Raw genomic sequence first — 21,339 nt, 5'->3', positions numbered from 1 at the left:
TGCTGTTCATGAACTGTAAACAGTTCAGCCAAATGGCCGAAGTTTAAACAGAATATGAGATTATTCTGTTAGTTCCTCAACTTCTTCTAAAATGGTTTGTAACAAACGCTCGCAATGCGCATATTGTTGCAGTGATCTGTTCATGTTCAAGACTTCCTGCATCAGCTCAAGTGCCACCATGATAATCAGCTTGCTGGGTTCCATACGTGGTGCTTTACGACGAAATTCATCGTATTTATCATTCAATAACTGTGCCGCGCGCTCTAATTCTTCCTGCTTGTCAGGAGTAGAGGCCAGACGGAAACTATGCCCCAATACTCTGAGATCAATTGCAATTTGTTCACTCATGATGAGGCTTCCTCAGTCACTTCAGTCGGATGGGCCAGTTGTTGGATTTCTTGTGCATGATGATCCTGCGCAGTACCGAGAATTGCCAGACGTTGAATAATCGCCTCAACTTTGGCTTTGGCATTTTCATTTTTCTGGGTTAAACGCTCAGATTCCTGATTGAGGCGCTGAATTTCCTGTTGGGCATGACGCTGCTCGATCAGCATCTTTTCCTTCAAAACCCGCAGTTCATTTCGTTCAGCCAGAATTTCCTGAAAACGGTTTTTCAGATCGGTACAGCTTTTTTCCAGACGGCCATAACGGTCTGCCAGTGCAGTTGCATCATTATTGAGCAGTTGAAACTGGGCACGAGAATCTGTCAGCTGTTCGGTCAGGTGTTCATTTTCTTGTTGTTTTTGCGCAATCACGCTGTTCTTTTGTTCAATTTGCTGTTGATGTTGCACCATGGAAGAGTCTTGCTCTTCGCGCAAACTGGAATTCTCACTTTCAAGCCGTGCGAGTCGCGTTTTTAACACGCCAATCTGCACTTGTAGACGCTGTAATTCTTCTAACATATCGAGGTCGCACAGTGTTGCAAACAGAGGTAATATATAAGCAGTATAGAGATTGGATAAACGAATGCAAGACGATATTTCAGGTTGGACCGAATGGCACCGCAATTTTTCTTCAATTGAGGAAATTTCTAGCCCGAGTGAACTGCATGGTTTGCTGACCGGGATTGTTTGTGTCACCCAGGCACCGAGCAGTGAAGAATGGTTACAGATTTTAGAAACACTGGATGTGCCTGAACTGGATGCCGAAGCATTAGAACTGTTGACTGGCGAAGCTGAAGATGTTTTCCATGCATTGTCTGAAGATGAACTGGATTATTTACCTTTGCTTCCAGATGATGAGCATGTGCTCTCAGAACGTGTGCAGGCATTGGCGGACTGGTGCGCAGGCGTGGTGTTAGGTTTTGGTCTGGCTTCTGGTCATATTCGTCAGGACGAAGTAGAACTGATTGAACATTTACAAGATGTAGCCGCGGTTGAGTTTGAAGACTCAGACGATGATGCCGAAGGTGAAGAAAGCTATCAGGAATTGTATGAATTTGTGCGCCTGATTCCAGTGAGCCTGTCTTTGGGACGTAAGAAAGTGGAGGTTGAGGAAACGCCACTCTTGCAGCAATTGACACAAAAAGTGCAGCCTCAGGTTTCTGCTACAGAGGCGCAAAGCGTGGTCGAAATTTTCTCGCCTAAACGTCCAAGCTAACTAAATAGTTAGCTATGTCATCACACTGCTTGAAATCAGGCATATATTTTGCTGTTTCATTAGAATATATGTTCTGTTTTCAAGAGAATATTTCAATAAAAGCATGAATTGACAAGAAGTAAGGTGTAATGAAGAAATTAACACAAGCTGATTTTCAGGAACGTCGCAGTATTCTCGCAGGGGAAATTGGTTTACGCAGTATTGCGATTATCGCGACCAGTCCGGTGGCGATGCGTAACCGTGATGCAGATTATAAATACCGTGCAGACAGTAGTTTCTTCTATTTAACCGGATTTTCAGAACCTGAAGCTGTGGCTGTGATTGAAACCTTTGACACTGAAGAAGAAGGTTATAGCTATAGTTTATTCTGCCGGGAACGTAACCGGGAAATGGAAATCTGGAATGGCTATCGTGCAGGGATTGATGGGGCGATGCAGGATTATGATGCAGATGAAGCCTATCCGATTGATCTGCTAGATGAAGGAATTCTGGAAAAATTACAAAATAAAGACCAATTATTTTATCGCATTGGCCACAACGCGGATTTTGATGCACGTGTAGCGAAATGGATTGCGACTGCAAGTGGTGAAAGCCGGCGTGGTACGTCTGCACCTGCTCAAGTGATTCAGCTGGATCGTATTATTGACGAAATGCGTCTGCATAAAGATGACAATGAAATTGAACTGATGCAAATTGCTTCAGATATTTCGGCAGATGCACATACTCAAGCGATGCGAGCAGTACGTCCGGGCATGATGGAATATGCACTCGAAGCCGAGCTGAATTATATTTTCGGCAAGAATGGCGGTGTTCCGGCCTATAACAGTATTGTCGGTGGCGGTGAAAATGCCTGCATCCTGCACTACGTAGAAAATGATAAAGCGCTGAAAGATGGTGATTTGGTGTTGATTGATGCCGCGGCTGAATATCAGCTTTATGCTTCAGATATTACCCGTACCTTTCCAGTGAATGGTAAATTCAGTCCGGAACAGAAAGCCTTGTATAACGTGGTACTGGATGCCCAAATCGCTGCGATCAATGCCGTGCAAATTGGCAACTCCTATAAAGAACCGCACAATGTTGCTGTGCGCATCCTGGTGCAAGGTCTGCTTGATCTTGGCTTGATGCAAGGTGAGATCGACGACATTATAGAAAAAGAAGCTTTCCGCCAGTTCTACATGCATGGCACGGGTCACTGGCTTGGTATGGATGTGCATGATGTTGGCGCGTATAAGGTCGATGGTGAATGGCGTCCGTATGAAGAAGGCATGGTGGTCACCGTTGAGCCGGGTGTATATATTGCACCTGATGATGAAACTGTGGATGCAAAATGGCGTGGCATTGGCATCCGGATTGAAGATGATGTCGTGGCCACTGCAAATGGCCCGTTGGTGTTAACCGCGAAAGTCGTGAAAACGGTAGAAGACATTGAAGCATTAATGGCGAAAGCACAGGCTGCTTAATTTTAGAGACATGAAAAGCCGATCCTTAGATCGGCTTTTTTTATGACTGCTCTAATAGATTTGAAGCCAGATCTTTTGAGAGATTGCGCAACGATAGTAAAAAAGATTTCAATTACATTTATCACGAACAAGTCAAATAAAACTCACCCAGTTAAAATTTGCAGCTTAAAAATTGACAGGAATTCAACACAGAAAATTGGTTTTTAGCATCAAAGCTACATATTAAATGCGCTTTGCTTCTCATACTTTCTCTGATCCTTAAATAAACTTAAAGAACAGCAGGAGAAGACTTATGAGACTAAATACGATTGACTGGATTGCTTATGCTTTAACAATTATTGGTGGCATCAATTGGGGTTTAATTGGTGCATTCGACTTTAATTTGGTTGCTGCAATCTTTGGTGATATGACTGCGCTTTCTCGAATTGTTTATGTACTGGTTGGTTTGTCGGCATTGTACCTGATCTATACTGGTACGAAATTAGGAAAAACAGTGCATCACACTGAGCCGAATAGCCGAGTGGTGCGTTAATACGCCAACGATTAATCTATATGACTTACATCCCTACAAGGTTGATTTTAAATAATTAAAATTCGGCTTGAGTGGATGGAATAGTTATCAATAAAACGGAGCTGAGGCTCCGTTTTATTATGATGATTTGAGCTAGATGACTGGCTGACAAAGACAGCATTTTGGGTGTTTGGATAGCCATAAAATAGCGGAGTTATGAGGAAAAAACGTCCATAAACAAATGAAGTTTTTTTACCTCCAAGCTGTAGATCTTAGTTCTCCTTAAAAGCTAAGTGACGATTTAAAAAAATAAATGTTGTGCCAATTTTAGTCATACAAAACTATAAATTTAGCTGAAAGTTACAGTTCTTATCTAAAATTTAAGTCTGCATTATTTACTATCATTCTGATTCACTGCATGATTTGAATGAGTCGAAAAATTAATCTTTAAAACTAAAAAAGCATATATCTGAATATCTTTGATTCTGAGTAAATAGCACATGCTCTTAAACGCTCTACCGGTATTTAATCGAAATGTCGCGACTTTAATTGGTCTTTCTGCGGTCATCTTCTGGAGTACGAATGTTGGCTTAATTCGTAGTGTCAGTGAGAGTTTTGGAGCGGTCGCAGGTGCTGCCCTGATTTACAGTGTGGCATCCATTATTTTATTTTTTACCATCGGTCTACCCAAGCTTTCTACTATTCCAAAGCCTTATTTATGGTGGGGAAGTCTTTTATTTGTTGCTTATGAATTATGTTTTGCCCTTTCTATTGGTTATGCTCAAAATAGTAGGCAAGCCATTGAAGTAGGGATGATTAATTATCTATGGCCGACTTTTACCTTATTATTTGCAATCATTGTTAACAACGTTAAAGCCAATCTCTTAATTCTTCCTGGTTGCCTATTGGCCTTGGTTGGAATTTGTTGGGTTTTAGGCGGAGATACCGGCTTTGATCTCTTACAAATATGGAGCAATTTGAAAGCTAATCCTCTTAGTTATGGTTTAGCTTTTGCTGCAGCGGTTTTATGGGCTGCATATTGTTCCGTGACCGTAAAAACCTCTCAAGGTAAAAACTTGGTCACGATATTCTTTGCCCTTGCTGCGGTTGTGCTCTGGATCAAATATTTCCTGATGAATGGCGCGGCGCTTAATTTTACTTATGATAATACCGTCACTTTGATTATGGCAGCCGGAGCTTTAGGTTTGGGATATGGTGCCTGGAATATTGGAATTATTTCTGGAAACATGACATTAATGGCGGGTGCTTCCTATTTTACTCCGGTGTTATCTGCTTTATTTGCAGCATTATTGCTGAGTACGTCTTTGTCTTTTGGTTTTTGGCAGGGTGTGGCAATGGTTACGGCTGGAGCAATTCTGTGCTGGTTGGCCACCCGGAAACAATAAACATCAGAGGCGAGACACGCTATTTCATTATAAAAAAGAATTTTTTTGAGCTAATATAAAATCCATCATGATTATAAGTATCTATTGACTTAGATACGACATTGAAAGGATTACAGCATGCAACAAGAAGTCATCATTGTCGGTGGTGGTATGGTGGGCTTAAGCCTCGCACTGATGTTGGCGAAAACCAATATTGCAGTCAAACTTTTGGAAGCCATCAAATATCCAGATTATGATGATGAACATCTTGCCCCGTATCATTCCAGTTTTGATGCGCGTAACAGTGCCTTGTCGCGCCGTAGTGTACAGATCTATCAGGAACTCGGCCTTTGGGATGCACTACAGCAACATGCCACACCAATTCTGGAAGTCAATATTACCGAACAAGGCAGCTTTGGTAAGGCATGCCTAAAAGCAGAACAGGAAAAAGTCGAAAGTTTCGGTCAGGTGATTGAAAATGCCTGGCTCGGCCGTGTGCTGCTGACCCAAGTGAAACAACAGCCACTGATTGAACTGATTGATGGTGTACAAGTCACATCGCTGACCCAAGATGCCGATTGTGCTTATATTCAGGCGCAGCGTGGTGAATCTGAGCTGACTTTACAATCTAAACTGGTCATTGCCGCAGACGGTCGTGATTCTTTCTGCCGTAAAGCATTGGGCATTGGTACTTCAGAACACGATTATAATCAGGTCGCGATCGTGACCACAGTACAAACCTCGAAGCCCCATGGTCATGTTGGTTTTGAGCGTTTCAGTCATTTAGGCCCTTTGGCGTTATTGCCATTGCCGGGTGAATATCGCCGTTCCGTTGTCTGGCCGGTAAAAAAAGGCACAGAAGGTGAATGGTTGGGCGATGAAAATGATCAGCATTTTCTTGATGCCTTGCAGGACACTTATGGTGATCGTGCCGGAAAATTCCAGAAAACCGGTCGCCGTTTTAGCTTCCCACTCTCTCAAGTCCTGGCAGAAAAACAGGCCGTTGGCCGTGTGGTATTGATGGGCAATGCTGCCCATACCATCCATCCTGTCGCCGGACAGGGCTTTAACCTGTGTATGCGCGATGCTTATGTGCTTAATCGCTATTTGGCAGAGCAGCTTGAGCAGGGTGCTGATTTAGGCAATGCAGCCATGCTACAGGACTACGAAAAATCACGCCTGAAAGATCAGCAGCGGGTCATTAAATTCTGTGATTCAGTGGTACGCGGTTTTAGTAACCAGAATCCATTCCTCAAACTGATGCGTAACACAGGCTTAATCTGCTTTGAAAATATTCCAGGCATTAAACCTTTGGTTGCGAATTATGCCATGGGATTAAAAGCATGAGCTTAAATCAAAATAACGAAATCTTGGATGTGGTCATTATTGGCGGTGGACTGGTTGGTGGACTGACTGCACTTCTGCTGGCGCAAGGTGGTGTGCAGCCTACAGTTTTAGACGCTGCCCCAATTTTAGACGCAGATAAGACATTAGATGTGGCAAATCCACGTGTTTTGGCACTGAGTCAGGCAACCATTCATCTATTAAAAATAGTCGGCGTATGGAACAAACTGGCACGTCAGCAGCCTTATACCGGTATGCAGGTCTGGAATAAAAATGGCTATGGTGACATTAATTTCGGCCAGCCTTCAGAAAAAACACCCTCAGTAGAACAGGCCTTAGGCTCGATGGTAGAGCCGAGTATCCTGAATCTGGCTATTCAGCAAAAGATGCTTGACGATGTACAGGATTACCGTACTCAGGTTAAAGTCAGCCGGGTAGAACGTGGAGTCGGTGTCTGGATCATTCATCTGGCCGATGGCACACAGCTTAAAACCAAACTGGTGATTGGTGCAGATGGTGCCAACTCCTTTGTCCGTGAGCAAGCTTTCATTGATATTGATGTGCTGGATTACCAACAGGCCGGGATCAGCTGTGCGATTCAAACTGTACAGCCACATCAGCATATGGCGCGCCAGATTTTTCTGGAAACTGGCCCTCTGGCTTTTTTACCGATGGCCAGCTTAAAAAAAGAAGAGCAGGGACATTGGCAATCCATCGTCTGGACTTTGCCGGATGATTATGCTGAAGAATATGCAGGGTTGTCAGATGCTGACTTTACACAGCTATTGACCCGTGAAAGTCATCATATGCTCGGTGAGGTCGTACAAGCGACACCACGTGCGACTTTTCCATTAAAAGCACGTGCCGCCCAACACTATGTTCAAGATGGTCTGGCTTTGATTGGTGATGCTGCCCATGTGATTCATCCGCTGGCAGGTCAAGGGGTGAATATTGGCTGTCTGGATGCTGCTGTGCTTTGTGATGTGTTGTTGCATGACCGAGCGCGTGGCGTTTGGGCACATGAGCAAAGCCTGAAGCGTTATGAGCACCGCCGTAAAGGACAAAACGATGCCATGATGCACAGCATGTCTGCGATTGGCTGGATGGAAACGACTTCATTTTTCCCGATGGTTTGGGCACGTAATTTCGGTCTGAAACAGGTCGAAAATCAGCCTAGATTAAAAGATGCCTTTATGGCGCAGGCCAATGGTCTGAGCTTACTAAAAGACACGCGTTATGCTACTTCGTGTTGAAGTGTAAATTTTTTAAACAAACATCTATAAAGAGTAACGATTTTGTTTAAAAAAGATACGATTTTTTAATGTTTGGTACTAGGCGAATGCCAGATAGATTGCTAAATTTCACTTAATTCGACACCTGACTTTAAATGCAAAGCCAGCGCTCATTTTTTGGGGAGAAGCACATGACAGACATGAATGATTATGATGACGACGTTGAAGATTCAATCGTCGATGACGATGAAGCAAAAGCAGCCGAGAAAGGCGCAGCAAATACTGCCGAGGTCGTAAATGATACCGATCTTGCAGAAGCTGAAACCCTGACTGTAACTGCCAAATTAAAGAAGCGTCAGGCACTTGAAGATGAAATTGCGGCTTTCCTTGCCAGTGGTGGCCGTATTGTTGAAGTCCCGGCAGATGAATCAGTGGCCAAAGAATAAGTTGCTCATTGATTTGGCCAGATAAAAAAAACACCACAATGAATGTGGTGTTTTTTTTGCGAAAAGTACAGCTGAAAAAATATCTGCAATCAGACTAGTCGTTGGCTGACGTCAGTTCTAATGCACGCTGATAAGCCACTTTCTTTTTGATACCGGTCAAGTCTGCTGCCAGTTGTGAAGCTGCTTTAACTGACAGATCCTGCAATAAGCGGTTCAATAATTTATCCAGCTTTTCCTGATCCAGATCTTTTTCCTGGGTTGCTCCGCCAATCACCAGAACAATTTCGCCTTTTTGCTGATTGTGATCATTGGCAATGAATTCGACCAATTCACCCAAAGTCATTTTCTTGATGGTTTCAAAGGTTTTGGTAATTTCACGCGCAAAGCCAACAGGACGGTCTGCACCAAATACCGTTGCCATATCTTTGACACATTCCAGAATCCGGTGCGGTGCTTCATAAAAAATTAAAGTCTGGGTTTCATCTTTGAGTTTTTCCAGATTTAGCAGACGCTGGCTTTGTCTGGATGGCAGAAAACCTTCAAAACTGAAACGGTCACTCGGCAAGCCGACGGCACTTAAGGCCGCAATCGCAGCACATGCACCCGGCACAGGAATCACACGGATATTATGTGCTTGTGCAGCGCGGACAAATTTAAAGCCGGGATCGCTAATCAGCGGCGTGCCTGCATCACTGATCAGGGCCATGTCTTCGCCATTGAGCAGACGCTGGATCAGCTGATCAATCTTGTTGCTTTCATTATGTTCATGACAGGCAGTCAAAGGTGTTGGAATATTAAAGTGTTTGAGCAACTGTGCGGAAGTTCGTGTATCCTCGGCAGCAATAAGACTCACCGATTTCAAGACCTGAACTGCACGATAACTAATATCATCTAAGTGCCCGATTGGAGTCGCAACAACAAATAACTGAGCACTCATAGGTTTCTCCATGTGGAATAAATTGAATAATAAAAAATGGAAGATGAAAAATAAAATATTGGGCTTGTGTTTAGTCAGCTGCATCAGCAGCGTTCAAGCAGAAGTGTTGATCATTCTACCCGAATCCGGGCCTTTGGCGCGAGCTGCATCGAGTATCAAACAGGGTTTTCTCAGTGCCTATACCGCTTCAGGACACAAGATTCCGCTGAAATGGGTCAATGCCAATCAGAAAAATATCTCCCAGCTACTTAAACAGCATGTCAATAAAAAGACCAGAATGGTGGTGGGGCCATTGGCACGTAGCGACGTGGAACAACTGCTGAACAGCAGACCCAAAGTACGTACCCTCAGCCTGAATGAAGTGGCTGATGTCTCTCCCAATGTCTGGCAGTTCAGTCTATCCAAGAAAGATGATGCCGCTGCCTTAAAAGCACTTTTATTCAAAGACGGGATTCGGCAACTGCTGATTTTACGCCAGCCGGGCAGTGAAGCGGAGCATGAACTGTTGTTGATGTCCTTGCTGAGCCAGAGTGATCTGAAATTTAAAATCGTAGATAAACCACCACGATTTTTAATGCCCAAGCAGGGATTATTGTTTCTGGGCAATGCAGAATGGATGGCTGTCATGCCTGAATTAAATCGTTCACGGATGTATACCGTAGCCAATGCCATGAGCGAACAGCACAAGCTGCCACAAGGGATCAAGTTTTGTGATGTTCCAGTGCTTTACTTAGCGGATTGGCCGGATGTGCTGCAAGCTTATGCCAAGGAACCGGTTAATCTGTCTTATCAGCGCCTGATTGCTTTTGGCGGCGATGCCTGGCACATCACCCAGCAGTATTTATCTCAGCCGCGGCTGCAAACGATTGAATTTCAGGGCAGAACCGGCCGGATTCAGATCACTGAACACGGTGTCCAGCGTACTCCGCAATGTTTTCAGTACAGTGGCACAGGTGTAAAGCTGCTCTAACAGGGAAAGAGAATAATGCGACAGCAATTAGGTACATGGGCAGAACAGCAAGCCGCCCAACTGATGCAGCAGCAGGGATTTCAATTGCTTACAGCCAATTATCACAGCCGTTATGGTGAACTGGATCTGATTCTGGTACGTGAACAGGAGCTGATCTTTGTTGAAGTCAAAGCTCGTGCACACACCGGATATGCGCAAGCGATCGAGTCGGTGTCGAAAGCAAAACAGGGCAAGATGCTCAAGACGGCAATGTGCTTTATTCAGAAAAATCCACAATTTGCACACTATTACTATCGTTTTGACGTGATTTGTTTTGATTTTAAACAGCAATTTGCAAAAACCCTACAGCATGACTTTTCGCAATACCCTTATGATCTGGAATGGATTGAAAATGCTTTTACTTTTGATCAAGAGTTTATTAATCTGTGAATAAAATAAGGTCTAAAGATGCTTATATTTGCCTCAAGATCATTGTAAAGTTCAAGCAGAGTTGCCATGATCTGAGCTTAAAGACAGATTATTAGATTGAAAAAGACGTAATAAAATGAAGGAGTCTTGCTGAGTGGTTAAGCGTATTGCAATAACAATGCTGTGTGTCGCAAGTTTATCAGGTTGTGCCAGTTTTATTTCTAGCGGCACAGGTACGGCTCCTGTAGGAACTGAGAGTGGGGCGCGTACCTTGGGGCAGGTGTTTATTGATTCCTCGATTGTCCGTACTGCAAAAATTAATCTTTATAAACTAGATTCGCGCTTCAAACAGGCCCGGGTCAATATTGAAAGTTTTCATGGCAATGTCTTGCTGACCGGTCAGGTGCCCGATGCACATCTCAAGCAGCTGGCAGAAGACAATGTCAAATCCATGAGCGATGTCAAAGCGGTACATAATTTTATTACTGTAGGCAACCAGATCAGCTATAGCACCATCATGCAGGATACTGCGGTCACAGCTAATACCCGTGGCCTGATCATGAAAGCCACTGTGGTTGCGGACAGTAAAGTACATGTGCATACTGAAGATGGCGTGCTGTATGTGATGGGACGTTTGAACAGCGCAGAAATTGCTGACCTGAATCAGGTATTGCAGCAAGTGGGCAATGTCACCAAAATTGTGACCCTGATTGATAATGTTGAACAGTCTTCAAATCTGAGCAGTCAGAACTTTGCAGCACCTGCTTATGCACAGCCCGGTATCGAACAGACGCCGGTTGCGATAGATCCTGATACGGTTGAACCAACCGATGCTCCATAAGGTCGGTCATTTTAAAAACCAATTGTCGAATCAGATTCTGGAAGTCCAGCAACGCTATAAAGCATTTAGACTCTATGATTTTGGCAGTTATGCGTTGAATCGTTTAACGCCTAAACAGGGTTACACGATCGAAACTCAGCTGGCTTATGGTCTAAAATCACGGCAACGCTTTGATCTGTTCCGTAGCCAGCAGCCTTTGCCCCATCGCCCCCTGATTGTTTTTGTACATGGCGGCGCGTGGTTGCATGGGGATAAAAAGGATTATCAGTTCATTGGTGAGGCCTTTGCCAAAGAAGGCTATGATGTGGTGGTGATGAATTATCATCTGGCACCACAACATATTTTCCCAGCCTATATTCATGATCTGCATTTATTATTGAACCACTTGCAGCAGTCTGCCGGCCGGTTAGATATCTGTGCTGAAAACCTGGTTTTGATGGGACATTCGGCTGGGGCATTCAATGTCATGTCTGCACTGTATCATCCGCAATCTGCCAGCATTGACCACAGTCTAATCCGTGCGATTATTGGTCTGGCGGGGCCTTATCATTTTGATTATAAGAATGATCCGATTTGTGCCGATGCTTTTGATCAGGCGGTGCCATATCAGCAGGTCATGCCTTATTATTTTGTTAAAAATAGCCCAACCCGGCATTATCTGTTTATTGCCGAGAAGGACAACATCGTTGGCCATTTCAATAGTCAGGATCTAGATCGGGTATTGCGAGAAAAGGGCAATCATAGCCATTTGATTCATATTCCGAAACTTGGCCATATTACAATCGTAGGTTCATTATCTAGTTTGTTCAGTCGCTATTTCCAGACCAAAGCGCAGGTGCTTTGGGCACTCGAGGATGCATTTAGATCTCGAGACTAATAACGGGATTTAACCCAGTAGCAATACATAAAAAAAGAATCCAAGAGATTATCTCCCTTGGATTCTTTTTTATTGGTTCAGCCAAACTTGAGATCAATAAGAGCTAGAGCCAGGTCTTGGTATCGTCTGCGACTGCCGTACCTTGAGTTACATGCATAATCATGGCATGGGCAATACTGCCCTTGAACGGAATTTCAGGCAGCTGATCGAATTTGAAGAATTGTGCATCGCTAATTTCTTCTTGCTGTAATTCGATTTCACCCGCGGCATATTCAGCCTTGAAGGCAATCATCAGATTGCTTGGAAACGGCCAGGGCTGGCTAGCCAAATACTGAATATTCTTGAGTTCTAAACCGACTTCTTCCAGCGTTTCACGACGTACTGCCTCTTCCAGCGTTTCGCCAACTTCAACAAAACCGGCAATCAGGCCATACATCTGGCTTTTGGTATTACGCGCGTTTTTGGCCAGCAAAATTTCGTCTTCACCCCGGGTAATGACAGTAATGACACAAGGCTGGACCCGTGGATACTGACGATAATTGCAGGATGGACAGAGCATCGCATGTTCAAGCGGATGTGCTTCGGTGGCCGTACCGCAATGACTACAAAATTTGTGATTCCGGCGCCATTCTAAAAGTTGTACCGCACGGCTGGCCTGTTCGAATTGCTGGGTATTCCAGAACTGTAATAACTGGCGGATGGGTACCAGTTGCAAGCCTGCAGGAATCGGCTCATCGGGAAGCAGGTCACGGGCAATCACTTGATCACCCGTGTGGAGTAACAAATCACTTGCGAGGGCTTCAACCTGTGGAAGCTGAAAATGTTGATCGACCAGCAGTTGCTGCTGCTGAAAAATATAAGCAAGTGATAATTTGGACATTAGGCAACTATTTTGAGTTTTTCACTACTGTCCAATGCTACCTTAAACATAGCCTGTAAAACAGGCTGTTTGTTCTTTAAGTTATCAATCATCATGTCGGCACTCGCCAGAGTATCCAGAGCACGATGAATCTCTTCCGGCGTTAATGCCATTGATAGATCAATACGGTTCTTGATGAATGCTGCAGTGGTGGTGAATGCAGTACGAACATGTTCTGCATTCAGGAACAGCATCGCCCCGCCAATTTCACAGAATTGTACTGGCACAGGTTCGAGTGCAGCCAAGTCCTGATCTTGCAGATAGTTGCTCAGAATCTGGCTGGAAAGCTCGATCAGGGCCTTGGTTTCAGTGAGTAAAGCCGCATGTGCTTCATCCAGGCGGTCCAGAGAAATATTCATGTTGTTGACGCGCAGCTGCAAACGGCTCGAGGTGTGATGACGTTCCAGTACCCCAATCGAGTTCATGGCAGACAGGATCACATTCATCAACTGCTGGGCAAAACCCGGATCTTTCAGGATTTCAGTCTGGCTCAGTGAAGTAGCTTGACGGTTCAGGTCATGATAGGCTTCATTCAGGTTCAATACTTTGAAGATGTTGGCCAGATTATTGAGCTGTGCCTGCAATTCCTGAGTTTTTTCAGGACTCATGTTCTGATAGTTAAACTCGATGTCATTACGAATCTGCGCCATTTCTGTGGTCACCAGTTCGCTAATGGTATGCATGGTTTCAAAGTCTGGACCATACAGGTGGCGACTAAAGACCTGTAACTGCATATCGGTCAGCAGGTCTTCACCAATATTGAGCTGACTGCGGATATGTTGTGCAGTATCATCTTCCTGGCTAATACACAGACTCAGGACATTGGCTAGGTCTGCAAGTGAAGCCTTGAAGCTGTCCGGCGAGCCAAAATATTGTGCCATGTTGCGCTCGATACTCACCAGAGTGCGCAGACGTGGCTCATTAATCAGCAAGTGATCAATATTGCTGAATGCAACGAAAACCAGATTCCAGTACTGTTTGCTGGTGTGCGATTGAGCGAGCCCAGCCAGATAAGCCCCCACCAGTTTAATCGCCTGCAGATCCAGTTCACTTTCTTCCTGCTTAAGCAGCTTGTTCAGGGACAGCTTGTACAGACGCTGAACATATTTGGATTTTTCCAGACCGGGTGCTTGTGGTAACTGAAAGTCAGGCGTGATCAGATCGAGCAGGGATTCAATATGCTGACCTTCACTGGTGAGCGGTTTACCCAGCGCAATTTCCAGACGGTTCAGGGTGTCGAGCAGGAACTGTGGAATTTTTACTTCACGCAGGCAGATAAATTCGATATAGCGTTTCAGCATGGTGGTGCCTTCACTCAGGGCAATGACGTCCTGCGTATTGACCTGTGCCGGGTTCCCCATAATCTTGCGCATCAGTTCTGCTGAATAATGAGCGACTTTTGCCAGGCTGGACATGTCGATGAGTGCCAGAACTTGGGCACATTGTTCGAACTGATTTAATGCATCATCAATGCCAAAAGGTAAAGTCTGATCTTCTACCAAGGTGCTTACTGCTGATTCGACTAACTTGATCGAGTTATCAACCTCATTTTTTATTATCAGTAAGGCTGTTGGATCAAAATGTATAGAGGTTTGGTAAGACATGGATCTGCACCTTTCCTGAAGTATTATCTATATATGAGCCCCGCTTAAAGCTGCGGAACCTCTTTGTATTTACTATAACTGAAGAACTGTAGTTTTTAACCTAAAGCATGCTCGGAAATGTAGATTTTATTTCGAGAAAAGGCAAGCAGTTCCATGTTTTTCTTCGAATTGTTTGATCCATTTCTCATGTTCCTGCAATTCTTGTTCTGAGGGGAGAATCACCGGCAGTTCAATTTCAACTCTGGCCATGCCTGAACGGTTGTTCTGATCGTCAGAATGAGACAAAGCATCGATATCAAAAGATACCTGTCCACCGGTCATCGCCAGATAAACATCAGACAGGATTTCCGCATCGAGCAAGGCACCGTGGAACGTACGGTCACGCTTTGGAATCTCGTAGCGGCGCACTAAGGCATCCAGCGAGTTTTTCTGCCCCGGATGCTTGGACTTGGCCATTGCCAGGGTATCGGTTACTTCACAAACTTCGGACAGGGCTTTAAAACCTGCCCGTTTGAATTCCATATCCAGGAAGTTCATATCGAAGCTGGCGTTATGCGCGATAATTTCGGCACCGTGCAAATAGTCAAACAATACTTGAGAGATTTCCTCAAATAACGGTTTGTCTTGCAGGAACTCATCGGTAATGCCGTGGACATTGACCGAGTCGCCGACCGGTGTTTTCGGATTGATATAGATATGAATCGAGCTGCCGGTCAGTTTGCGGTTGATCATTTCCAGCGCGCCAACTTCAATAATCCGGTCACCATCCTGATAATAAAAACCGGTGGTTTCGGTATCCAGAATCAATTGTCGCGGGCCATGCAATTGTAAGGTTGCGGGGGTAATCACAATCTGGGGATGTAGTTGCGAGCTATTGGCAACGGTTGCATCCACCTCTTGAAGCGCTGGATCACTTTGCTCGGGGTCGGCAACTTCATTCAATTCAATGATTTCTTCTTCCTGCATATCGTCCAGCTCTTCTTCGCTCTCGGCCAGATCCAGACCGAAAGGATCATCTAGCAGCCAGTCGGGTTCAGATTTTTTTTTATCTTCAGACATTGAAGGGCTTTGCTTGGATTTTTTCAGGGTTTCATCGGCGCCCTGATTGGCCAGCTGATCGGCCATTTCATTGCCGGCATGCCCGGCGTGACCCTTGATCCAGTGCCATTCAATCTCTCGTCCCTGACAGACTGCATCCAGTTTTTGCCACAGGTCAGGGTTTTTGACGTCTTTCCAGTTTTTCTTTTTCCAGCCGTGAATCCATTCGGTAATGCCTTGTTTGACATAATTGGAATCGGTATAGATCACCAGCTTATCCTGTTTGTCACAGAACAGAATGCCTTCGATGGCAGCTGTCAGTTCCATGCGGTTATTGGTGGTATGGTCTTCACCGCCACAGATTTTGTGTTCTTGCTGGCCATTAATAATGTACGCACCCCAACCGCCTAAACCCGGGTTGCCGCGACAAGCGCCATCAACATAAAGTGTGATAGTGTGTGACATAAATTAAAATCCGATCAAAAGAGAACAAGCTGGAAGGCTTATTGTATAGCGCAAATGCAGTCGATCAATCTATATGTCCCGGATTTTTTAATTTCTTGTAACATTTAACGTGAAATCACGGTAAATTATTGCCTTGTGTCTTCGACCTGCTTCACTACAATGGCATATCTAAAAAATAAATTTATATACGAGTTGTTTGGATTTTTTTATGTATAAACCAACCGCAATCTTGTGGCAGCCGACATTACCTACATTTCTAAAATTTTCTGTACTGGGAACTGCACTTGCTTCCTTGGGACTGACGGGCTGTTCATCTACACAAAGTGCGACCCAAACAGCGAAAAGCAAGCAAGTTGGATCACAATATCTGGATGCCAGCAGTCTGGATGGACTGGAAGATCTGCTTTCTGCAACCGATATGCGTGCAGTTGAAGGCGACCGTTTACTGGTTCTGAAACATGGTGATGTCTGGAAACGCATGACTGTGGGTTTCAAGATGGATTTAAGTGTCTGGAATCCGCGGATTGATGCGCAGCGCGGCTGGTTTATTTCACGTCAGCCTTATCTGGACCGTTTAAGTGCGCGTGCCTCACGTTATTTATATTACACGGTAAAAGAAGCAGAACGCCGTGGTATGCCGACCGAGCTGGCGCTATTACCGATTATTGAAAGTTCCTATGACCCGGCAGCGACCAGTAGTGCAGCAGCGGCAGGTTTATGGCAGTTTATTCCAAGCACAGGCCGTATTTATGGTTTAAAACAGACCCCTTTATACGACGGTCGTCGTGATGTGGTGGAATCGACTCGTGCAGCCTATGAGTTTTTAGGCAGTTTATATAACCAGTTTGGTTCTTGGGAGCTGGCGCTGGCGTCTTATAATGCCGGCCCGGGACGTATTCAGCAGGCGATTAACCGCAATAAGGCAGCAGGTCTGCCGACCGACTACTGGTCACTCAAACTGCCACAAGAAACCATGAGCTATGTGCCACGTTTCCTGGCAGTTGCACAAATTATTAAAACTCCAGGTCAGTATGGGGTGAGCCTGCCACCAATTGCCAACCGTCCGCATTTCCGTGAAGTGCCTGTAGGCGTGGCCAATTTAAATGAAATTGCAGCCATCACCGGTTTGAGCCGTGCGGAGCTGTATCAATTGAACCCGGGGCATCGTGGTGATCATATTGACCCTACCAGTCCGCGTCGTATTTTGATTCCTGCTGACCTCAGTCCTTCAGTTGATGAAAAGCTGAAAAAACTATCTGGTTCCGGCGGATTATCTGCGAGTAGTGCCAGCAATCTGCCGAAAAACACCACCCCAGTGGTGCCGACCAAAGCTGCGCCTCCCGTATTAAATGCGAAAACGATTACACCGGCAAAACAGACTCCACCCGTTCTTGCCAGTACTCGGCCTGCAACGACTGCACCTGTGGTGACAACGGCAAATACAGTGGCACAGACCACGAAAAAGATTTCAACGCCTAGAGGCTCATCTGCCTTGGCCAGTTTTGCTGCCCAAAGTGATTTGCCGATTCCAAGTGCGCCACGTATTCCGGTCGCCGTGACACCGGCAGCGCCAGCGAAACAGATTCAGGTCGAACCACCGATTTCTGCAGCCGAGCGTCAGCAAGTTCAGCAGGTCGTCACCGCGCAGGAAACTGACAAAACTGTGGATGACGTTCTGCAGCCTGTTGCAACACCGGCAGAGCAGGCTCAGGTAGTTGAAGAGCTGAAAGCATTGGCGCCGGCAGGCACAGAAATTGTCGATCCTTATGATGGTAAAATCAAGCTGACGGCTATTCAAACCAGCCTGTCTGTGGCTGAGCAGCAAGGCAAGGAACTTACCAAAGGCTTCTCTTATCCGAAAGAAGTTGCTGACAATACCACAGCGACTTCGGTCGAAGCCCAGTTGAACCAGGGTAAAAATTACGTCAAGACTGATTCTGAAGTGGTGGTGGTCGCGCCTAAGGGCAAGCGTAGTACCTATAAGGTTTTACCGGGGGATAATCTGGCACTGATTGCAGCAAAAAATGGGGTGAACTGGCGTGATGTAGCGAAATGGAACCAGATCGATCCAAACTCTACGCTATATGTAGGCACCACGATTTATTTGTATGATGCCAAGCCGGTGCAGGAACAAACCAAAGCCAAAGAAAAGCCGGAATCTTATGTGGTTCAGGCCAATGATTCTCTAACCAGTGTGGCAAGCCAGTTTGGTTTAAGTCTCAAACAGCTGGCTGATTTTAATGGTTTAAGTACCAACAGTGGTTTATTTGTCGGTCAGAAGCTGTCGCTGAAAGAAACGGCTGCAGCTAAAGCCAAAGTAGAAGATGCTAAAAAAGCTGAAGCTGCCAAAGTTCAAACCAAATCCTATACCGTCAAGCGCGGTGAATATCTGAAACTGATTGCCGATCGTTATGGACTGTCAAATGCTGAACTGGCGTCATTCACCTCAGGTTTAACTGCGGGTAGCAGTTTGATGGTGGGACAGAAAATCAATGTGCCACTTCAGGAAGTTGAAGCACTGACCGCATCGACCCAAAAGACTGAACAGACATTTGAAAATGTTAAAGTCGATCAGACAGCCACTGAAAATTATCAGGTCAAACGCGGTGAAACCCTGTATAGCATTGCCAGTCAAAGCAAGCTCAGTGTGTCTGAGCTGGCAGCTTTAAATGGTTTTGCTGCCAATAGCGGTTTACGTATAGGCCAGACCATCAAGATTCCAGCCGGCAGTCAGGTGCCTGAAACTTATACAGTTCAATCGGGTGATACCTTGATCGGCATTGCAGCAAAATACAATCTGTCGATGGATCAGGTGGCGAGCCTGAATGGTATTTCTCGTAATGCCGGCCTGCGCGTCGGTCAGCGTTTAAAGCTGACGGGTGAGGCAGCTGAACCCGTGCGTGAGTCTGTGGCGGAAACGGTGTCGAAACATGTGAAATCCGATTCGCATGTGGTGAAATCGGGTGAAACTTTAAGTTCTATTGCGCGTCAGTATCATCTTCAGGTCAAGTATCTGGCCGATTTAAATGGCCTGAATGCCAATGGCAACGTCCGTATTGGTCAGCGTTTAAAAATTGTGGGTGATATTCCGACGGATAAAAAAGCAGAAGACGTGAAAGTGGCAGCTAGGCCTGTGTCTTCTAGAGCAACTGAATCTTATAGCGTCAAGTCAGGCGAATCCCTGAATGCGATTGCCAGCCGTTTAGGAATTACGGTCACTGAACTGGCCGAGTTAAATAATCTCAGTCCACGTGCCGGATTGCGTGTCAGTCAAACCATCCAGATTCCAAAACTGGTGACTGATTATAAAGTCAAACGCGGCGATACCTTGATCGGTCTGGCCTCACGTTACGGCATGAATAGCAATCAACTGGCGGAAATGAATGATCTCAAACCGAATACACAACTACGTATTGGTGATGTGATTAAAGTGCCAAACTAATTCATTCATCGTGAGATTTTTTAGTTTATTTGTTTTAAGCATGGTTGTCCCGCTGGTAATGAATACCAGTTGGGCAGCCCTGATCACCACACCTTATATTGCGCTACATAGCCAACCGAAATATAGCCATCTGCAATCCTTACCTTATGCCAATTCGCAAGCCCCCAAAGGTGGTGCACTGATTTTGGCGGCTGATGGCAGCTTTGATAATTTAAATAGCATGAATGGCAAAGGCAATGTCACTGAAGGGATCAACTATATTTTTGACAGTTTGCTGTCTAAATCACTGGATGAGCCCGGGGTGTATTATCCCTTGCTGGCGGAAAAAGTCAGTTTTGACCCCAAGAAAACCGCCTTTATCATTTTCCATTTAAATCCGAAAGCGCGCTTTAGCAATGGTCAACCCTTAACTGCGGAAGATGTCAAATATAGCTTTGAGCTTTATCAGACCCAGTCCAATTTTGGCTTGCAAATGTATCTGGCAGATTTAAATAAGCTGGAAGTGCTGTCACCTTTAAAAATCAAAATGCATTTTAAATCTGGGCATAATCCGGAAATGGCCATGATTGTCGCGCAGATGCCCATTTATTCTAAACGGCAATGGCAAGGGCGTGATTTTAAAGACCTGACGCTGAAACCGATTCTGGGTTCAGGGCCCTATGTGATTGAACGCATAGATCCCGGCCGCAGTATTTCGTATCAGCGCAATCCTCAATACTGGGGAAAAGATCTATTGGTGAATCGCGGTCGTTATAATTTTGACCGGATCCAGTATCGTTATTATCGTAGTCCGGAAATCAAGTTCGAAGCCTTTAAATCGGGCCAATTTACTTTGCATGAGGAAAAACAGGTCAATCGCTGGATCAGGGATTATCAATTTCCTGCGGTTCGGCAAGGACAAGTCAAACGTTATCGTTTTCGGCATCAAAATCCGGTCCCGACCCAGAGTCTGGTCTTTAATACCCGGCGTCAGCCCTTTGCCGATATTCGCTTCCGTCAGGCCTTAAGTTTCGCTTACGATTTTGAATGGCTGAATAAAGCCATGTTCTATGGTGAATATCAACGTCTGAACAGCTTTTTTTCCAATAGCGAGCTGGCTTCTCGTGGACGGCCGAGTGCCCAAGAGCTGCAAATTTTAAAGCCTCATTTGCAGAAGCTTCATCCGGTTCAGCGTCAGGCTGTACTTCAGGACTGGCAATATCCTCAATCCGATGCATCAGGGTTTAACCGGCAGAATTTATTAAAAGCCCGTCAATTGCTGTTAAAGGCTGGTTATCGTTATCAACAGGGGCAGTTGGTCAATGCTTCCGGTCAAGCGGTCAAGATTGAATTTTTACTGCATCAGATGGAACAGCAGCGTCATCTGATGCCTTATTTGCGTCATTTAAAACGTTTGGGGATTCAGGCGAATATTCGTATGGTCGAAACCGCACAGTATTATGAACGGCTAAGAAATTACCAGTTTGATATGATTGTCGACAGCATGCCACAGTCCCTGACACCGGGGCAGGAACAAAAACAGTTCTGGAGCAGTCAGGCTGCCAAGCAGGTCGGTAACTATAATTATGCCGGTATTCAGAATCCTGCTATTGATGCGGTGATTAAGCAAGTAATTCAGGCGCAGAACCGGGAGCAGGTGATTGAGAGTACCCGAGCTTTAGACCGGTTGCTGCGGGCAGGTTATTATCATATTCCGACTTATGGTACGGGTGAATACTGGTATGCTTACTGGAACATGTATCAGCAGCCCAAGCTTAAACCTAAGCTCTCCGCGGGCATTGACTACTGGTGGGTCGATGCAGCAAAGGCTCAACATGTGGCCAATTATTTCAAACAGCATTAAGCTCCAAGCCTATCA

General features: G+C 45.2%; 19 protein-coding genes. 13 read left to right on the top strand and 6 right to left on the bottom strand.

What is annotated here, in order from left to right; translation table 11 throughout:
* Window positions 1–60: 60 nt before the first annotated feature.
* Window positions 61–348, bottom strand: a complete 288-nt coding sequence (locus LOZ91_RS01205; protein ID WP_004279505.1) for a cell division protein ZapA — start codon at window positions 346–348, stop codon at window positions 61–63.
* Entirely contained in the window at window positions 345–902 is a 558-nt protein-coding gene (locus LOZ91_RS01200) for a hypothetical protein (protein ID WP_100328787.1), read from the bottom strand. The genes LOZ91_RS01205 and LOZ91_RS01200 overlap by 4 nt, the downstream gene beginning before the upstream one ends.
* 64 nt (window positions 903–966) lie before the next feature.
* Between LOZ91_RS01200 and LOZ91_RS01195 the strand changes: the two genes are divergently transcribed.
* From LOZ91_RS01195 to LOZ91_RS01165, 7 genes are all read left to right on the top strand, one after another.
* A complete protein-coding gene (locus tag LOZ91_RS01195) occupies window positions 967–1,599 on the top strand; it encodes a UPF0149 family protein (protein ID WP_005096352.1) in 633 nt (210 codons plus the stop codon).
* A 128-nt stretch (window positions 1,600–1,727) separates the two neighbouring features.
* Complete coding sequence (pepP, locus tag LOZ91_RS01190; RefSeq protein WP_244782531.1) at window positions 1,728–3,062, top strand: Xaa-Pro aminopeptidase; 1,335 nt, start codon at window positions 1,728–1,730, stop codon at window positions 3,060–3,062.
* A gap of 292 nt (window positions 3,063–3,354) precedes the next feature.
* The gene (locus tag LOZ91_RS01185) at window positions 3,355–3,594 is read left to right on the top strand and encodes a DUF378 domain-containing protein (protein WP_005171875.1); all 240 of its coding nucleotides are present in this window, start codon (window positions 3,355–3,357) and stop codon (window positions 3,592–3,594) included.
* Window positions 3,595–4,073: 479 nt separating this feature from the next.
* Window positions 4,074–4,979, top strand: a complete 906-nt coding sequence (yddG, locus tag LOZ91_RS01180; protein ID WP_180039475.1) for an aromatic amino acid DMT transporter YddG — start codon at window positions 4,074–4,076, stop codon at window positions 4,977–4,979.
* Window positions 4,980–5,096: 117 nt separating this feature from the next.
* Window positions 5,097–6,305, top strand: a complete 1,209-nt coding sequence (gene ubiH, locus LOZ91_RS01175) for a 2-octaprenyl-6-methoxyphenyl hydroxylase (protein ID WP_005096358.1) — start codon at window positions 5,097–5,099, stop codon at window positions 6,303–6,305.
* On the top strand, window positions 6,302–7,555 hold the full coding sequence (locus LOZ91_RS01170) for an FAD-dependent monooxygenase (protein ID WP_244782530.1): 1,254 nt from the start codon (window positions 6,302–6,304) through the stop codon (window positions 7,553–7,555). The genes ubiH and LOZ91_RS01170 overlap by 4 nt, the downstream gene beginning before the upstream one ends.
* Window positions 7,556–7,725: 170 nt before the next feature.
* Entirely contained in the window at window positions 7,726–7,980 is a 255-nt protein-coding gene (locus LOZ91_RS01165; protein ID WP_244782529.1) for a hypothetical protein, read from the top strand.
* 94 nt (window positions 7,981–8,074) lie between these two features.
* On the opposite strand, the gene rsmI is transcribed toward LOZ91_RS01165, so the two are convergent.
* Window positions 8,075–8,917 carry a 16S rRNA (cytidine(1402)-2'-O)-methyltransferase gene (rsmI, locus tag LOZ91_RS01160; protein ID WP_244782528.1) on the bottom strand — a complete coding sequence of 281 codons (843 nt, stop codon included), beginning with the start codon at window positions 8,915–8,917 and terminating at the stop codon, window positions 8,075–8,077.
* Between the two features lie 10 nt (window positions 8,918–8,927).
* On the opposite strand from rsmI, the gene LOZ91_RS01155 reads away from it, so the two are divergent.
* From LOZ91_RS01155 to LOZ91_RS01140, 4 genes are all read left to right on the top strand, one after another.
* A complete protein-coding gene (locus tag LOZ91_RS01155) occupies window positions 8,928–9,887 on the top strand; it encodes a penicillin-binding protein activator (RefSeq protein WP_100357233.1) in 960 nt (319 codons plus the stop codon).
* A gap of 15 nt (window positions 9,888–9,902) precedes the next feature.
* Complete coding sequence (locus LOZ91_RS01150; RefSeq protein ID WP_005096365.1) at window positions 9,903–10,316, top strand: YraN family protein; 414 nt, start codon at window positions 9,903–9,905, stop codon at window positions 10,314–10,316.
* A gap of 133 nt (window positions 10,317–10,449) precedes the next feature.
* On the top strand, window positions 10,450–11,136 hold the full coding sequence (locus tag LOZ91_RS01145; protein WP_005096366.1) for a BON domain-containing protein: 687 nt from the start codon (window positions 10,450–10,452) through the stop codon (window positions 11,134–11,136).
* Window positions 11,126–12,013 (top strand): alpha/beta hydrolase, encoded by an 888-nt coding sequence (locus LOZ91_RS01140; RefSeq protein WP_005171858.1) that lies wholly within the window; start codon window positions 11,126–11,128, stop codon window positions 12,011–12,013. Before LOZ91_RS01145 ends, LOZ91_RS01140 begins: the two co-directional genes overlap by 11 nt.
* A 103-nt stretch (window positions 12,014–12,116) precedes the next feature.
* Here the strand turns inward: LOZ91_RS01140 and nudC are convergent, their stop codons facing one another.
* From nudC to dnaQ, 3 genes are all read right to left on the bottom strand, one after another.
* Window positions 12,117–12,893 carry an NAD(+) diphosphatase gene (nudC, locus tag LOZ91_RS01135; RefSeq protein ID WP_005171856.1) on the bottom strand — a complete coding sequence of 259 codons (777 nt, stop codon included), beginning with the start codon at window positions 12,891–12,893 and terminating at the stop codon, window positions 12,117–12,119.
* On the bottom strand, window positions 12,893–14,536 hold the full coding sequence (locus LOZ91_RS01130; RefSeq protein ID WP_005096371.1) for a hypothetical protein: 1,644 nt from the start codon (window positions 14,534–14,536) through the stop codon (window positions 12,893–12,895). Before LOZ91_RS01130 ends, nudC begins: the two co-directional genes overlap by 1 nt.
* A gap of 126 nt (window positions 14,537–14,662) precedes the next feature.
* Window positions 14,663–16,039, bottom strand: a complete 1,377-nt coding sequence (gene dnaQ, locus LOZ91_RS01125) for a DNA polymerase III subunit epsilon (protein WP_218209231.1) — start codon at window positions 16,037–16,039, stop codon at window positions 14,663–14,665.
* Window positions 16,040–16,247: 208 nt separating this feature from the next.
* On the opposite strand from dnaQ, the gene LOZ91_RS01120 reads away from it, so the two are divergent.
* On the top strand, window positions 16,248–19,481 hold the full coding sequence (locus tag LOZ91_RS01120) for a LysM peptidoglycan-binding domain-containing protein (protein ID WP_244782527.1): 3,234 nt from the start codon (window positions 16,248–16,250) through the stop codon (window positions 19,479–19,481).
* A gap of 40 nt (window positions 19,482–19,521) precedes the next feature.
* Window positions 19,522–21,324 (top strand): extracellular solute-binding protein, encoded by a 1,803-nt coding sequence (locus tag LOZ91_RS01115; protein WP_244782526.1) that lies wholly within the window; start codon window positions 19,522–19,524, stop codon window positions 21,322–21,324.
* The last annotated feature ends 15 nt before the right edge of the window (window positions 21,325–21,339 follow it).

It is taken from the genome of Acinetobacter sp. F-1 (assembly GCF_022869025.1).
Taxonomy (GTDB): Bacteria; Pseudomonadota; Gammaproteobacteria; order Pseudomonadales; family Moraxellaceae; genus Acinetobacter; species Acinetobacter pseudolwoffii.
This window is presented reverse-complemented; position numbering and strand designations above follow the sequence as displayed.

Bases quoted from the DNA above. Each gene is read 5' to 3' on its own strand.
- LOZ91_RS01205 (WP_004279505.1), bottom strand. From the start codon at position 348: ATGAGTGAACAAATTGCAATTGATCTCAGAGTATTGGGGCATAGTTTC.
- LOZ91_RS01200 (WP_100328787.1), bottom strand. From the start codon at position 902: ATGTTAGAAGAATTACAGCGTCTACAAGTGCAGATTGGCGTGTTAAAA.
- LOZ91_RS01195 (WP_005096352.1), top strand. From the start codon at position 967: ATGCAAGACGATATTTCAGGTTGGACCGAATGGCACCGCAATTTTTCT.
- pepP (WP_244782531.1), top strand. From the start codon at position 1,728: ATGAAGAAATTAACACAAGCTGATTTTCAGGAACGTCGCAGTATTCTC.
- LOZ91_RS01185 (WP_005171875.1), top strand. From the start codon at position 3,355: ATGAGACTAAATACGATTGACTGGATTGCTTATGCTTTAACAATTATT.
- yddG (WP_180039475.1), top strand. From the start codon at position 4,074: ATGCTCTTAAACGCTCTACCGGTATTTAATCGAAATGTCGCGACTTTA.
- ubiH (WP_005096358.1), top strand. From the start codon at position 5,097: ATGCAACAAGAAGTCATCATTGTCGGTGGTGGTATGGTGGGCTTAAGC.
- LOZ91_RS01170 (WP_244782530.1), top strand. From the start codon at position 6,302: ATGAGCTTAAATCAAAATAACGAAATCTTGGATGTGGTCATTATTGGC.
- LOZ91_RS01165 (WP_244782529.1), top strand. From the start codon at position 7,726: ATGACAGACATGAATGATTATGATGACGACGTTGAAGATTCAATCGTC.
- rsmI (WP_244782528.1), bottom strand. From the start codon at position 8,917: ATGAGTGCTCAGTTATTTGTTGTTGCGACTCCAATCGGGCACTTAGAT.
- LOZ91_RS01155 (WP_100357233.1), top strand. From the start codon at position 8,928: ATGTGGAATAAATTGAATAATAAAAAATGGAAGATGAAAAATAAAATA.
- LOZ91_RS01150 (WP_005096365.1), top strand. From the start codon at position 9,903: ATGCGACAGCAATTAGGTACATGGGCAGAACAGCAAGCCGCCCAACTG.
- LOZ91_RS01140 (WP_005171858.1), top strand. From the start codon at position 11,126: ATGCTCCATAAGGTCGGTCATTTTAAAAACCAATTGTCGAATCAGATT.
- nudC (WP_005171856.1), bottom strand. From the start codon at position 12,893: ATGTCCAAATTATCACTTGCTTATATTTTTCAGCAGCAGCAACTGCTG.
- LOZ91_RS01130 (WP_005096371.1), bottom strand. From the start codon at position 14,536: ATGTCTTACCAAACCTCTATACATTTTGATCCAACAGCCTTACTGATA.
- dnaQ (WP_218209231.1), bottom strand. From the start codon at position 16,039: ATGTCACACACTATCACACTTTATGTTGATGGCGCTTGTCGCGGCAAC.
- LOZ91_RS01120 (WP_244782527.1), top strand. From the start codon at position 16,248: ATGTATAAACCAACCGCAATCTTGTGGCAGCCGACATTACCTACATTT.
- LOZ91_RS01115 (WP_244782526.1), top strand. From the start codon at position 19,522: ATGGTTGTCCCGCTGGTAATGAATACCAGTTGGGCAGCCCTGATCACC.